The sequence below is a fragment of the Paenibacillus allorhizosphaerae genome (genome assembly GCF_042659105.1).
In the GTDB taxonomy this organism is placed as follows: Bacteria; Bacillota; Bacilli; order Paenibacillales; family NBRC-103111; genus Paenibacillus_G; species Paenibacillus_G allorhizosphaerae.
Genome location: NZ_JBHSRV010000013.1, coordinates 1 through 14941 on the forward strand (window position 1 = coordinate 1; position 14941 = coordinate 14941).

The following is a 14941-nucleotide window of genomic DNA, read 5'->3' on the forward strand; positions in this document are numbered from 1 at the left end:
CCAGCTCTTGCTGAAAATCGGCAAGCGTGCATAACCCTTCATACGCCCTGCAGGCCAAAGCTATGGCACGTTCCCGAGCTTCATCCGACAAATCCGCAAACAACCGATTCATCTCGAATGAATAGACGCTAATAGAGGATGTCGGGATATCTGTTTTGGCAGCCAGCTGGTACAATAGCAGTGCCAGCCCCGGTACACCGCGTCGTCCGTACTTTCCCTCCGCCCAAAAATTTATGATCCGCAACCGGCCATTATCTTCAATCCACAGATTTTCCGCGTCAACGGAGCATTCGGGCAGCCGTTTTCGGCGAGCTTCTCGAATTCCTTTGGCCAGCTCGTGCACATACATGAGAGCCTTGTGGCCCGTTATCTCCAAATCTATCAACCGATCAGACAACGGTCTTCCCGTTTCCGCCTGAAGAACGGCAAACAACGATCCGTTTTCCGAACGTGCATCCAGAACGTGCATGAAATGCTCGTCGGACATCTGGGATGCTTTTCTCATCCAACGTAAAGCTTCCTGATGCGCTAGTTCGTCTGTCTCTTGGAATGTATATAGAAGAACACTACGTTTGAAGGTCAGATCCATCCCTCTTAACAATAGCCCGTTTGTAATTTCTTTAATCGGTTGTTCGAGCATATATCGATTCCCAATGTTATCCATGGACGTGTTCCTCCTTATACGTATAGTCTATTCGCCTAACATCCAGTTTTTGCGTCATTAGTGGTTATATTTTCCACAAATAATCGTACAAGTTCTTGTCACAGGAAAGATGAAAAGATCCTGTCCCTATTAAAGAAATAAACCCGCATTTTGGCGGGTTCTAACTTAATATTGAAACAATCCGGTTCCAACTTATTGCCCATACTCCATTATCCTTCCCGTTACTTCCAATAAATGCGTTAAGCATGTTAACCGAACGGAATGACGACAAGTTCCTGTGGGACCTAACTTTACGCAGGAAACTAAGCATCGAATATTTCAGCGGTTTCCACCGGGGGCAAGGTCGCTTATAATTAAATTTATGAATGCACGAAATGCTACGTTAGGGGAGGAACCCGAATGAAGCCGATCAAGTTGGGAATGGTAGGTAGCGGAGATATCAGCAACCGTTTTTTTGAACAAGCGGCCAAGCTAGAGCAGGTCGAGTTTACGGCAACGTGCGCAAGAAGGCTAGAAAACGCCGAGAAAAAAGCCAAGATGTATAATGTGCCCCGATGGTATGACGACTACCACAAAATGATGGATACCGAGGAACTCGACGCCGTCGTCGTCACGACGCCTCATTCGGTGCATGCCGAGGTGGTGCTCGCTGCGCTTGAGCGGGGGCTGCACGTGCTTAACGAAAAGCCGATGGCGACCCGGTTCGAAGACTGCCGCAGCATGGTGGAACTGGCTGAAGAGAAGAGACTCATTTTCATGAGCTTGCCGTACGATTTGAATCCGGGATTAACAACTTCGCTGAACTATGTTAACGAAGAGACGATCGGCAAAATTACCGGGGCTGAGGCGCAGCTCAACATTCCCGGGCCAGGCCGTGACAATTGGTATTATCACAAGGAGATTTCGCATGGCGGCGCCGTCCTTGACTGCCTCGTCTATCCGGTCAGCCGGCTCATTACGCTGCTCGGACCTGCGCGAAGCGTGATGGCGGAGGTAGGGACGCTGATCCCTAACCGCATCGTGAACGGAGGTAAACGCGTACAAAGCGATGTGGACGACAACGCCACTCTCATTGTGGAGTTTGCCGGTGGACAGCATGCTGTGATCCGTACGTTGTGGGGCACGTCCTTCAATCAAAACAATACGCTGATCTACGGCCGCAAAGGAACCGTTGCGCTGAACGACAGCGGATTCCCTCTGGTCATTCACTCTCCGCACACGGCAATTGAGGATGCGAAGCAAGTAACATGGCGGGGCTACGCCAATTGCTACGCTCCGAAGCTACTAGAGCCGCTGGAGTCGGAACAGAACATCATGAGCCACTTTGTCCACTGCCTACGCGCCGATATGCAGCCCAAGCAGCACGGGCGTCAGCAGCTTCACGTGCACGAGGTGATGTTTGGCGCCTATGAATCCGCCGCCAGCGGACTGCGCTACATGATGACCACGACATTCGAAGCTTGGAACAAGCTGCCGGCTTCGATCTTTGATACAAAAAGCGAGTATATTTAAACGGCTGCAGCTTGCCCGGAGCTCCTCCAGGAGAGTTTCGGGCGGCCATCTTAAACCCGTTAGTGTAGTGATCGCCCTTGCTAGATTATATTATTGATAATCTGTCATTCCTTGAATTGGGAAACAGTGTTTGAATGGCATTAAAGAGCCATTAGTGTCTTCTGCGCGATTCTCGACTTGAATATTCCATTCCGTAAAGAATTCAATAAATTCTTTGACATTCTCCCGAAAAACACATATATCTACATCATCATGACGCCGTGTTAATCTTCCCAGTGCAAGGTCAATTGCCCAGCCACCAGAAAAAAACCACGGAAGTCGGTAACCTTCCATAATAGCGGAAACAAAATCCAACTCTTCAGACTCGATTGACATGCCCCCACCCCCAAGCATATGTATCAAGCTCCATAAGCCGATTACTAAGGCGGCCACTCTATTCCTCGCGGTAGCTCCACACTATCGTATCCCGTTAGTTGAACAGGCTGCCGAGCGGCAGCCTCCAAATTCTTAATAACCATAAAGTCATAAAATGCATTTTCTATGCAAATAGAGTCAACTTTGTAAAGTGAAATATTTATCAAAAGGTAGGAGCTGGTAATTCATCAATTTTTATACGAAGTAAACTATAAGGTTTTTGTCGCAGGTCTTTTCCATAATGAAATCTTGCCTGCCGATGTAATTGGTTCACAATAACATATAAGTGTTGATCCGGACCAATAGAAAAAGTATCCGGCCATAAAATTCTCGGATCATGTGCGATGGTTTCCATTATTCCATTCGGCAATATCTTTCGAATACTATCGTTTTCATAGTCTCCAGCGTAAACGTTTCCTTTTGCATCGGTTATCAATCCATCAGACGCACCTTTTTCTCCCCAATACTGCACATGATAACGTAAATTGAAATCCGGTATCGTTCTGTCTCTTAGGGCTTCTGTTGAGATCGAGTATAGATGACGACTGGTTAATGGACAAAAAAATATAATTTTACCATCAGGGGAAATCGCTATACCATCAGATGCCAATCGAAAGGGAGATGTCGAACCATCTGTGTTTCGATTCATCAAAATTTTACCTTCCACTTTCGGTAAAAAATACGGATCGGGTGAAGTTGAATTTGCTCCATTTAACCGTCTAAACGCATTTCCATTTTGTAAATTTACGACTATAATAGAGCCTGGACCTTTGGAAGAAGAATCCGTTATATATGCGTAACCTGATTTACCAACACGAAAATCAAATCGGACATCATTCAGATACGTTGTCGGCAAGACTACATCTTCTGCAAACGTATATACTTTTCTTATTGTATTTGTTTTTAAATCTACAGCGACTAATTTTGCCCCTCCTTTAATAGGCTCAGAAAAATTTGGTGCTGCCGTATCCAGTACCCACAGGGTTCCCCTTCCATCAGCAATTACACTTTGGACACTGATGAAGGACATAGTGATATTCAAAGGGTTTATCAAATTCGTTTCTAAATTAGGATAAGGCTGCAACCGACCCTCAACAATTTCCGCTACCGTAAATCTAACGTCATCTCCCCATTTCGGAAAGCAAATGAAGATACGGCCGGTTTCTGATACGCTAACGCCTGTAGGCATAGCCCCATAAAATGAATACACGAGTTCTAACTTACCGAAATATTCTTCAATAGGTAACATAGGTTTTATGATATCCTCCCCGACATATTAGAACGGATATTACCTATATATGTTTAAAACTTTTTCTAATGCCTCGCTCTTAATGATTCTTTTTCTAACCGAAACGTAGTTTCAATGGCTTGTTTTCGTTTTCAAATTAAAACTAACCGTGTTTACGCTAACGTTCCACGTTAGCGCAATGAGATACGATGCTCTCTGTGTTACGGTTCACCGTAACGGGGCCAACGGCGAAATGAAGGACACCCTTATTGGGCGTCCTTCTCAGTTGGATTAGAGATTTGAATCTGCATCTCTACCGAGCAAGGCCAACCAAACTGGCCGTCTTAGGATCATAAACCACATTGGTAATCGAGCCATCGCGAATACGACTCACCGCTTCGTCAATCACGTGCAGCGGTACAAGGAACCATTCCTGCGGCCGTACAGGGTGGACGAAGCGGTCATGGATGGTGAGGTCGAGCTGAGCCGGTGCAAAGATGCGATGGAATATCCCTTTCAGCTTCATCCAGTTGATGCCGGCCAGTTTGTAGCTGGCGACGACTTCAACATCCGCCAACAGGTAGGTGGCATCATGCGACGCATTGGCGATGCGGGCTTCCACTTTGCCGCCTGTAACGCCAATCTTGTGAATGAGTTCGCGGTGCTCCGACACGTGGATGAGTTAATTTTTGTCGATATTCAATTTCTAAAGTGAAGCAGGCTGTCTTCAGGGAGAGATCAAAGTCCGGCAAATTGTATAAATTGGGCTCCACTGCTTAATAATATCCGGATTCGATTAAGTTTTTTGAAAATGTCCGAGACATCTCAAAAAACAAAAAGCTTCGGCACAAGCCGAAGCCTTCTGACTGTGACTCTCCGTGTCTATGGCAAATACGTTCCTCCGAGCGCAACGCAGGTTATTTGCCCATGCGGAGAGTATCGGCGTAAATTCGGAAAACATCATCCGCAGCGTCTACTCGACATAGACAGACGGCCATGTGAGCCTGACTCCACTTGTATCCGAAAAAGAAGGAGAATCTCTGCCAAGCCTCTCTGCGCTAAGACCGTTTTATTGTTGGTTCGGCAGACGTAATGCGTTTGCTGAAGTTTGAGCTTGATCTAAAAATTCCTCTGCTTGGGTCAATTGCCGCCGGGCCGTCTCCAAACCTTGTGAATTTGTTGCCGCATTAGATTCACTTATCGAGCTTATCGCCTGATTTAAAGCCGTTTGCGCCTCAGAAACCGCGTTAGATGCATGCTGCTCCAGCGTATTGCTGCTCGAGTTAAGTGTACCTTCTGCCGGTTTTCTTGCATTTTCGGTGGCTAGATCAATTTTGTTTTCATTGGGCAAGGCGAGTCCTCCTCCCTTGAGCAAAGATCATTAATTTAAACAGAAATAAGTATGCGGTTGAGATTTTGTTTATATTCCTGCGACTGCATGGGAATATCCGGATCCCACATTTCCGGCAATCCATTTTAGTATAAGATCCGATGCGTCGGAAAATCTAACGTTGATGAAAAAATGGAGGTGATAATTTCTCAATGAATACGCCAACGCTAGCGCCGCACGAATCGATGGAACTGCATGAAGCGTTAAACTTTAAAACGCTCTGCCTCGCTAAGTCAAAACTTATGCAAGGCTTGGTCTTTGACCAAGAGCTAAAAGCGTTGATGCAGAAAGACGTAATTCAATCCACACTACAGATCGCCGAGCTGCAAGCAATCTACGCAAGAGCTCCTTTCCAGGCGCCTGTTCCGAATAGCCCGACACCTATAACACATTAAAGGGGAACGCAAATGAATACCGATTATTTAGACCCGATTAATTCATTAAATATGCCGGAAATGGCAGATATGACTTTTGCAATGGACTTCCTTCTTCGTGCCAAGGAGGGTGTGCGAAATTTGTCCATCGCCCTGACGGAAACGGCTTCTCCGGATGTAAGAGCGCTGCTGCGCAATCATCTTAAGCAGGGGATTGCAATGCACCAAGAAATCACGGAGCTCATGATTCGCAAAAAATGGTTCCATCCTTACGAGCTGAACGAACAGTACCAACTCGACCAGCTTTCGGCGAAAAATACGGTGATGATTGGGCAGATGAATTTGTTCCCGGATGATACGTCACGTAAAGGAATGTTTGATCGGACCCCAGATGAACATATTGGAGGACATAAAGCATGAAGGCGGTAACGTATCAAGGGATTAAAAATGTCGTGGTCAAAGAGGTGCCGGATCCGAAGATTGAGAAACCGGACGATATGATCGTAAAGATCACCAGTACCGCCATTTGCGGTTCTGACCTTCACCTTATTCACGGGATGATCCCTAACCTTCAGGAGAACTATGTCATCGGGCATGAACCGATGGGGATCGTAGAAGAGGTAGGCCCCGGCGTGACAAAGGTAAAGAAAGGCGACCGTGTGATCATCCCGTTCAACATCGCATGCGGAGAATGCTTTTTTTGCAAAAATCAGTTGGAAAGCCAATGTGACAAGTCAAACGAACACGGGGATATGGGAGCATATTTCGGCTACTCCGGAACGACAGGCGGATACCCTGGCGGGCAAGCCGAGTATCTACGAGTTCCGTTTGCAAATTTTACCCACTTTAAGATTCCCGAAAACTGCGAACAACCGGACGAAAAGCTAAGCTTGATCGCCGATGCCATGACGACGGCATTCTGGAGCGTAGATAACGCCGGCGTAAAGAATGGAGATACGGTCATCGTGCTCGGCTGCGGTCCGGTCGGACTTCTGGCCCAGAAATTCTGCTGGCTGAAAGGAGCAAAGCGGGTCATCGCCGTCGACTATGTCGATTACCGCTTACAGCATGCGAAGCGAACGAACAATGTGGAAATCGTAAACTTCGAACAGGATAAGAATATCGGCAACAATCTCAAGGAAATGACCAAAGGCGGCGCCGATGTCGTGATTGATGCGGTAGGAATGGACGGCAAGATGAGCGATCTCGAATTTCTAGCCAGCGGTTTGAAACTGCAAGGCGGCACCATGAGCGCATTTATCATTGCGTCTCAGGCTGTCCGCAAAGGCGGGACCATCCAAGTCACTGGGGTATACGGCGGACGCTATAACGGATTCCCGCTCGGCGACATCATGCAGCGCAACGTGAATATCCGTTCCGGACAAGCTCCGGTCATTCACTACATGCCGTATATGTACGAGTTGGTTACGTCGGGCAAAGTGGACCCTGGAGACATTGTTACGCACGTCATTCCGCTCAGCGAGGCCAAGCGCGGCTATGAAGTGTTCGATACGAAAACGGACGATTGCATCAAAGTCGTCTTAAAGCCTTGAATATGGATAGATACATGGGAGGACAATCCGAATGAATTCCAATTACGCTTTGCATGAGATGCTGGAGGTTCATGAAATGGCTGCGTTCAAGACGGTTTGCATGACCAAAACCAAAACCATGCAAGCTCTGGTAGCCGACCCGGAGCTCATGCAAATTTTGCAGCAAGACGTGCAATTATCACAGCAGCAGCTTCAGGAGCTCGGTGGAGTGCTGTCTAAAGTGACCCTATAGGAGATAAAAACATGAACACAATATTAGAACACATGACAGGGCTTCATACGCTGACCGATGACGTGATCGCAATGGATTTTTTGATGAACGCCAAGAGCGGAGTCAGAAACTACGCCATGGCCGTGACCGAATGTGCCACCCCCGAAATCAAGCAAATTTTGATGAAACAGCTCGACGAAGCCATAGACTCCCATGAAAAGATAACAATCTACATGATGCAGCGGGGCCTATACCATCCCTACCATATTCCAGAGCAAATTCAGCTCGATCTGAAAAACATTCAGACCGCTATGAACATTCCGTCCTGACACCGTATTTCGTCCCGGCAAAACGCGCAAAACCACAATGGTTCAGGCGCGTTTTTGATTAGACTTCAGAGAACAAAATGTTCCCCGTGTCAAGAATCCAACAATACAATAAGGGCGGATACGCTCCGCACTTATTGCCGCTGGCACCACAAACACACTTGAACAAGCGTTCCTTCGTTTGTTTTGCTTCTGATGGTCATCGCAACGCACTCTATGGATCGCCGCTCTCACGGCTACCCTTTTCTCTATAAGTATTCTTATGTTGCCAATCTTTTCAGATAACGTCTGATTTGTGATTTTAGTAATTACTCAATCCCCGCGGCATTCTGTAGAATTAATTGAACTATTCTGCCCGTTATTTTAATGATCAAGAGCAGGTCGCCGCGGCGCCTGCTCCAATTACACAATCGTATCCGTTACTTTAGTTATCTTTGAACCTTCGCTGTACTATAACCCATCCTATCGCCTTTTCAAAACAAGCGGTCCCATCTCTTGCAGCGTTGTATGTCCCCATTGTTCAATAAGCTTGCAATAACTTTCCGGATCCTGCATCTGCGCAGCCACATCGGCGATCGTCATGGACCAGGCAACCCTGGGAATAGGCGGGGCATCCGCCGGCCTTCGAATTCCCTTGGTGCGTCCGGGTCCTTGGGCGGCATCCTGACGAATCATCTCCGAGGTGTGGCCTTCCTCCAGGTATTTTCGCAGCGCGGTTTGCACCCAGACATACATTTCATCGCTGTAACCCTCATGTTGAACCATGTAACAGGCGACGGTGAGAAAATGAACCCGTCCGTAACCGGGATCTGTGAACTCAAGTCCCATTGATAATCTATTAGCTGGTTTAGCGTAACGCGGCTGCCGATCCACGCCGGCAGCTGCATTTTAGTTGTGATTAAGCTATCGTATCCGTTTATTAATCGGCGTTGCGTTGCATTTCATCAGAATTCCGGATAAAAGATAACAAAGTGAAGTAACTATAAATAACTTAAAAATACTGGGTGTCATAGCTAGGTAGATGCTTAAAGGGAGGGACCAAAAAAATGCGACGAGCATAGTGAAACGTTTCCTAAAAATCGAGCCTATAACTGCTACAAATGCAGGGGCTAAAAGAAATACCCCCGTTCTTATCAAAACGTCATTACTTAGAGATGCAGAATTATATGGGTTATTGAAGTTTAGAACTAGCCAAAGCACTATTGTTCCTAAAGATGAAAGGATGCCTAAATATCTCCAATATTTCACCTTATCCCTCCTATTCAAGAGTATCTTTATACATCATAAGGTACCACAAATTGGAAGTATCCTGCCCGTTAATTCAATGAAAACTTCAAAACGAGCTATTCCCACATGCCAGTGAGTTCCATGCCACAAGCTGGGAAATGGAACCACCTTGCATCCCCGAGGGGGTTATAACGCATATTTGTTTCGGCCTTGCGCTACTCCAAACGCAATCACAGCTTCAACCTGCTGGCCAGGTTGTTCCAATAGTGTACTGTCGGTTCCATGCCAATGATAAGGCTCTGTAACCTGTGCTTCTGCTGTAATCCCTCTATCCACCGTTTTAATTTTTCAAACCCTTCCTGTGTGTTTTTTAAACGAAAGGTGCCTATTCGTAAGAACTATACCTCGGAAGTTTGTAGCTTGCGCTACATGTTAGCCATGTCGATACCGACAACAAGATGAGAGGTGGTAATTCGTTCAATTCGTTGATTTTGTCCGTGTGATTGATTAAACTTCATAGCAAGAGCGCCTCCTTGATGGTGTTGGGTATCAAACCCGTCGACAAACCCATCATACCGAGACGCTCCTTTTTTTACAAAGCCCGCTTCTTAGGACTAACAGGAATGTTTATCAATGACGTAATGTTCACAAACTTAAATGGAGAAATCTGCATTCGACTTGCCTAAACCCGGGTAAGCTTATCCGGATTTCGTGCAACGAAGATTCTGGTAACTTTCCGCATTGAATCCGAACGAAAGAAGATCCCGTTATCTTCCCGACAACAGCCGGATCAATTCGCTCACGCCGCCGCGGAGTTGGTCCGCAGCCCGGAGCGACGCTTTGTCCGCTTGCTTGCGCAACGTTTCAAGGAAATTGTTCAAGTGCATAAGCGCCTGATCCGTATGTCCCTTCTCCCAATCTTTCTCCGCCTGCATCAGCCGATTGCCTAACTGGTTTTGAAGCGAAGGCAACACCTCGTCTAGTGCGGCATACTTGCGAAGCAGCTCCTCCACCGCAAGAAACGTAGCCGGCACGCGCTCACCTACGCCGACGACGGCCCAAGCAGTATGGCTCCCCAACGTAGCGGTGACGACTGTTCCGCCGCTCCCGGCCGCATTCACGATGCCGCTGCTCGCGACGGATGCGACGGTCGGCTTCTCCGATCCGTACGCCGCCAGCGCGGTCGCTTGCAGGCGGCGGCCGTCGCCGTAAACGGCGGTAACGACCGTTTGCCGCTGCGCGCCCGGCTCCATCACGTACATCGGCGAATCGAATTCGATTCTCGCGATGCCGGACGGATCGAGCACCTGCACGGTGCGCGAGACGGGCTGAGCGGCATTGCCGGCCGCATCGGCGACGTGGTACGTCAAGTAATACGTACCGGGCACCTTATCGTATAGTGCGCCGATAACGGAGATTCGTCCGGCGACGCTGGGATCGAGATTGTCCTCCGCCGTTGCACCGGGATCGGCGTAGGTGCTTCCAGCCAGCAGATTGATGACCGGGCTGCCGTTTAACCGCAGGACGGGAGCCGTTTTGTCAATGCCGATCACGGCTTGCTTCGGCGTCTCGATATTGCCTGCACCGTCGACGGACCGGTAATCGAGCGTATGCACCCCTTCCCCGGTCAAATAGACGGCGCCGGTGACGGTCGTCCAATTGCCGCCGTCCAGCCGGTATTCCGCCCGGTTCACGCCGGACAGCAGCTCATACGTGCTAAACGTCACCGTTACATCCCGGTCGTTGAACGTACCCGCGCCGCTTTTCCCGTCGATGCGAGCATTCGTCACCGGGGGGACGATGTCAGCGGCCCCCATGTACGTGAGCGTATACGCGCCGGGCTGTCCGTCGAAATACAGGACGCCGCCTTCCGCGCTTACTTCCCCGAGCGTTTCTTCCCCGCCGCGCGAGATTTTCCACGAGCCGGCAGCCAGATCGGTCACGACAAAATGAAGCTGCCGGTCGCCGTAAACGGAAAATGAGACGGATCCGCTTTCCCGGTCTCCCGATTTGCTGAACAAAGCGACCGCATCCGCAATCGCCGCGCCGGTCATCCGCTCCGATTCGACGGCGGTCGCCGCCAGCGGCACCGTACCGCCGTTATCCAGCACCTGCATGACGTTCAGGAAACGGTCGGTTTCCACCGGCGCCTTCGGCGAAATTTGCACCCGCCACGCCCCCGCCTCGACCGTCTGCTGTCCGGCCGGCTTCGCCGGCACCTGCATATAGTTCGTCCCGAATACATCGAATTCGTGTTCGGGGCCCCCGACCTTCTCGATCAATGCATTGCTTGCGGCGGGCAGCAGCGTTTCATTGACCAGCTTGCCGGAATATCCGCCTTCGCTGCGTACGATCGTCGTCGTATTGCCGCTGACCTCTGGCTCCTCCATGCTGTGCAGCAGCCAATACTTTTTGAAGTTCGGATCGGCGGACACGACTTTGTCGTATACGATCATGGCGGCGGGATGCTGCTCGTCCTGCAGCCGCAGGAACAAGAACGAGCGTTTGAACTGCTCTACCTTGTCCGAATATGCGCCCGTCAAATCGCCCTTCATGTAGCTGAACTCCGGCGCGACCGGGTCCGGTCCGTACTGATGACCGACGACAACGCCGCCGTAATAATTTTTCCCGAGCAAATCGTCGAGTTTATTCGCCTCCGGCAGCTTCCGCTGCCCGCCGTCGTTCGCCCAGTTGTTGTAGAACCGTTCCGCCGGGTCGTACACAAGCATCGCATTGTGCGCGATCGTGCGCTTATAGTAATTATTGTCGTGCTCGCTGCCGTAAGCGCCGTATACGCCCTGGTACATGCCGGAATCGACGGCCAGCCCGCCTTTGTAGTACAGCTGGAAGCTACCCATATCGAGGTGCTGGTGGTTGCCGTATTGATAATTGCCGATTTTCATTTCGGCCACGACATCGGAGACCCTGCCCGCATTGCCGTCCATTCCCCAGCCGGTGCGGGCGATCATCGTCCCGTACGGAAATCCGAAATAACGTGTTAACGGCAAATCGTCCACCGGTTTTGCGGACACATCGAGATCGGCGAATAATATTTCGACGAACAGATTGGACCCCATCGTATGCTCCCGCAAAAACTCGCCCTGCAAATACGGATCTTTGTAGTAAGAAGCGGCAAGCAGCGGAATGGGCGATGATATTTTCCAATATGCCCCTGGAGCGTAGGAGTTTTGCCATGACGAATCTCCGTCCCGCAGCAGCTGGCCGTCGGGCCTGCGCATGTAGAGGGCACGGTACAGCACGTCCCGTTGTTCATCCGCGAACACCCCGGGATACCCCATTCTGGCGAACATCCATTGCGCCCACAGCTCCGGCATGAGCCGCACGCCGAATCCGTACGAATCCCCTTGATGATGCATGCCCGACAAATACCAGAAGTTGCGGGCCGGAACGAACTCGCCGAAAAACCGTTTGGCCGACACGTTGTAAATTTCCGGGTCATCGCCGTACACCGCTATGCCGGCGGCCAGCAGGTCTTTCATCAGCATATTTTCCCCGGAATGTCCGGTAACCGCTCCGCCCTTGGTCGGAGGATAGCCCATCTCCATTTGGGCGGCCAGCGTTTTGATTTTGGCGATAAGGGCCGTTTTTTCCTCCGCCGACAGCAGGGGGTAACACCAGTCGTACGTGACGGAAGCGGCATGGATCGTATCCCCGATCGGCCGGAACGTATCGAGACCGGCATAGACGGCGGTGTCCATGAAGTTGAGCACGGCGCGGATCGCGAGTCGGCCGCTGGCCGCGTCGCCCAGCAGCAAATATTTCATCGCGTTGTACTCGATCGCGTTCTTCAGTGAGGCCGAATAGTTCGATTGGCCGGTCGGCGGCGGATCGAGCAAGCCCGGCGGCTTGCCCATGCCGAGATCGACGAGCCGCCAGCTCAATCCGTCGGCTGAGACATAAATGTCGAAATAGGAAGCGCGCGTATTGCCGCTGTACCAGGCGATCTTCAGATCGGTCACGGTCCTCGCGGCCCCGAGATCGTACGTTATCCACTCCGTCGTACCTTCCGCCGACCATCTCGATTCCGCATCCAGATTGCCGTCAATCGTGTTGTTTCCGTCGTACTGCCGATCCTGGCTGTTCCAGCTCGCACTTTGCACAGGCAGCTTCTCCAGTTGACCGCCGTCGGCGCGCGTATAGATTTCCGTCTCCGTAATCGAATTCCACTGGTTCGTCGAGTTTCCTCTGCCGAACAGCTTCACGTAACGTGCGTTTTCCGGCGCCGGGAATATGTACGTCTCGAAATCAAGCGTCTTGCCGCTGCTTCTCCCCGTATATTCCGAAATATAGCTTTGAGCGACGACTTTGCTCCAGATCGGCTGAAACGCCGGCGTCCCGATTTTCGCCTGCAGCTGCGGGATCAGCTCCGGCGTCACGTACAGGCGCGGATGGACAGACGGCGGCTTGGGCATATTTTGCTCCGTGACGCTGCTAAGCGGCGGCATTTGGAAATCGACTCCGGTAAAATGGCCGTCCTGCACCGCAACCGGGAATGTCGCCGTATAATAGCCCGCCTTTACGGCCCGCGCCAAATATCGGCCGTTTACGACCGGCCGGTCGAGCGTGAACGTCCCGTCCGCCGCGGAGACGGCTGCGCCGAGCGAAACCGAGTACGCAGCATCGTCGTCGTCGTACAAGGCGATATTCACGCCGGCCAGACGCTGGTCCTGGCCGGGTGTCCGCACTGTGCCGCTCACCGTATACACGGCGGCCGCCATATCTTTGGCCAGCGTCACGGCCGCGCTGCCGCTGCCACCGCCGCCGACTTGGACGGAGACCGTTCCGCGCAAATAGCCGTCCTTCGCCGCGCGCACAACATAGTTTCCATTCTGGACGCTGCCCGGGAACGTGAACTTCCCGCTGGCATCGGAAGTCGCTTTGTCCAGCGGCCTGGCAAAGCCCGTATCTTCCGCCGCATACAAATAGGCGGACGCCCAGGCGACAGGCGACCCGGTGGCGGCATCCGTTACGGTGCCGCGGGCGAGACTGATTTCCGAGATGCTCGCTTCATCGAAATATACGGTGCCTACCGTCGCTTGCGCGCTGTACAGCAAAATCGCCGCCTTCACGGTTCCTTCGGGGGCGATCGCCGTCACCGTGACGTTCCGCCATTGCCCTGAAGTAACGCCCGTACTGGCCGACTTTGAATCAAGCAGCTTGTTCGCGGAGTCGTAGAAGCGGATATAGATCGCCCCCGCCCCGCTGTCGACCCGCATTTTCACCTCGCCCGTATACTGCTTGCCGGCGGAAGCCGGGAATTTGTCACTTTCCATCCCGAACGAGGCCGTTGCCGAGTTATCGACGATTTTTAGGCTCTTGGAGCCGGTATAGGCGGCTTCGCTTGATGCGATCATCTGCGCCGCGCTGCCGAAGACCGCACTCCAGCCGGTCAAGCCCGATTCGAAGCCGCCGTTTGCAAGCGGCACGGTCGCCGTCAGGCTGACGCTGTCGAAATACGCTGTGCCTACGTTGACGATGTTCGTCGCCAGCACGACGCTGACATGCGTGGCGCCGGCCGGCGCCGTACCGGTGATGCTGGCGTCGATCCATTCGTTTTGCGGCGAGCTCTTGCTCGAAAACACGCTTTGAATCATCGTTCCGGCCGCATTATAAAAATACAAATAGACCGAACCGGAGCCTCCCGACAAATACAGCTTCGACGAAGCGGTAACCTGCTTGCCTTCGGACACAGGCAGCTTGTCGCTGATCATCGCGTAGGAGGCGTCGTTTTCCATGTCTTTAATTTTCAGGCTAAAGCCGCCCGAATATTTCAGCTCGCTTGTCACCGTCATATTCGCCTGGTTCCCGTGAAGCCTGCTCCAGCCAGTGAGCCCGGAATCGAACCCTCCGTTCGGAAGCGGCAGCGCCTCGGCTCTCGTTTCCGCGGCATACAGCGGCAGCATGCCGGCCAGAAGCACGCAAATCAGCATAATATGAGTCCATTTTTTCATCGCTTGCACCCTCTCCGTGTTCTTTATCATTGCGTTGCAGGTAACAAAGAAGCGGTAAGCGTTGTTGTGT

Annotated in this window: 12 protein-coding genes and 2 pseudogenes; 6 read left to right on the plus strand and 8 right to left on the minus strand. The window is 51.2% G+C overall.

Translation table 11 applies throughout. The features are described 5' to 3' along the window. Positions 1-664 (minus strand): annotated as a pseudogene (locus tag ACFQI7_RS29945) (hypothetical protein); the annotation flags it as partial. A 399-nt stretch (positions 665-1063) separates the two neighbouring features. On the opposite strand from ACFQI7_RS29945, the gene ACFQI7_RS29950 reads away from it, so the two are divergent. Further along, entirely contained in the window at positions 1064-2176 is a 1113-nt protein-coding gene (locus tag ACFQI7_RS29950; RefSeq protein WP_218098900.1) for a Gfo/Idh/MocA family protein, read from the plus strand. A 90-nt stretch (positions 2177-2266) separates the two neighbouring features. On the opposite strand, the gene ACFQI7_RS29955 is transcribed toward ACFQI7_RS29950, so the two are convergent. The 4 genes from ACFQI7_RS29955 to ACFQI7_RS29970 all read right to left on the minus strand — a co-directional run bounded on the left by ACFQI7_RS29955 (position 2267) and on the right by ACFQI7_RS29970 (position 5169). Further along, the gene (locus tag ACFQI7_RS29955; protein WP_218098901.1) at positions 2267-2551 is read right to left on the minus strand and encodes a nucleotidyltransferase domain-containing protein; all 285 of its coding nucleotides are present in this window, start codon (positions 2549-2551) and stop codon (positions 2267-2269) included. A 202-nt stretch (positions 2552-2753) separates the two neighbouring features. Continuing rightward, positions 2754-3848: an L-dopachrome tautomerase-related protein gene (locus tag ACFQI7_RS29960; RefSeq protein WP_218099034.1), complete on the minus strand. Its 1095-nt coding sequence runs from the start codon at positions 3846-3848 to the stop codon at positions 2754-2756. Positions 3849-4131: 283 nt separating this feature from the next. After that, entirely contained in the window at positions 4132-4491 is a 360-nt protein-coding gene (locus ACFQI7_RS29965) for a GIY-YIG nuclease family protein (RefSeq protein WP_268966822.1), read from the minus strand. Positions 4492-4887: 396 nt separating this feature from the next. Continuing rightward, positions 4888-5169: a hypothetical protein gene (locus tag ACFQI7_RS29970; RefSeq protein WP_218098902.1), complete on the minus strand. Its 282-nt coding sequence runs from the start codon at positions 5167-5169 to the stop codon at positions 4888-4890. A 191-nt stretch (positions 5170-5360) separates the two neighbouring features. Here ACFQI7_RS29970 and ACFQI7_RS29975 point away from each other — a divergent pair, with 191 nt between their 5' ends. Genes ACFQI7_RS29975 through ACFQI7_RS29995 form a run of 5 tightly spaced genes read left to right on the plus strand, consistent with a single transcriptional unit; the run spans position 5361 to position 7675 of the window. Next, positions 5361-5603 (plus strand): spore gernimation protein GerQ, encoded by a 243-nt coding sequence (locus ACFQI7_RS29975; protein ID WP_218098903.1) that lies wholly within the window; start codon positions 5361-5363, stop codon positions 5601-5603. Positions 5604-5615: 12 nt separating this feature from the next. Next, the gene (locus ACFQI7_RS29980) at positions 5616-6002 is read left to right on the plus strand and encodes a spore coat protein (RefSeq protein ID WP_218092929.1); all 387 of its coding nucleotides are present in this window, start codon (positions 5616-5618) and stop codon (positions 6000-6002) included. After that, on the plus strand, positions 5999-7135 hold the full coding sequence (locus ACFQI7_RS29985; RefSeq protein ID WP_218098904.1) for a zinc-dependent alcohol dehydrogenase: 1137 nt from the start codon (positions 5999-6001) through the stop codon (positions 7133-7135). The genes ACFQI7_RS29980 and ACFQI7_RS29985 overlap by 4 nt, the downstream gene beginning before the upstream one ends. A 31-nt stretch (positions 7136-7166) precedes the next feature. Continuing rightward, positions 7167-7367 (plus strand): hypothetical protein, encoded by a 201-nt coding sequence (locus tag ACFQI7_RS29990; RefSeq protein ID WP_218098905.1) that lies wholly within the window; start codon positions 7167-7169, stop codon positions 7365-7367. Positions 7368-7378: 11 nt separating this feature from the next. After that, positions 7379-7675 (plus strand): spore coat protein, encoded by a 297-nt coding sequence (locus ACFQI7_RS29995; protein ID WP_218098906.1) that lies wholly within the window; start codon positions 7379-7381, stop codon positions 7673-7675. Positions 7676-8134: 459 nt separating this feature from the next. Here the strand turns inward: ACFQI7_RS29995 and ACFQI7_RS30000 are convergent, their stop codons facing one another. The 3 genes and pseudogenes from ACFQI7_RS30000 to hepB form a co-directional block, all read right to left on the minus strand. Further along, positions 8135-8500 (minus strand): DUF5946 family protein, encoded by a 366-nt coding sequence (locus ACFQI7_RS30000; RefSeq protein ID WP_268966823.1) that lies wholly within the window; start codon positions 8498-8500, stop codon positions 8135-8137. Positions 8501-9138: 638 nt separating this feature from the next. Beyond that, positions 9139-9417: pseudogene (locus tag ACFQI7_RS37940) on the minus strand (IS110 family transposase); the annotation flags it as partial. Between the two features lie 249 nt (positions 9418-9666). Next, positions 9667-14871 (minus strand): heparin/heparin-sulfate lyase HepB, encoded by a 5205-nt coding sequence (gene hepB / locus ACFQI7_RS30005; RefSeq protein WP_218098908.1) that lies wholly within the window; start codon positions 14869-14871, stop codon positions 9667-9669. Between the last annotated feature and the right edge of the window lie 70 nt (positions 14872-14941).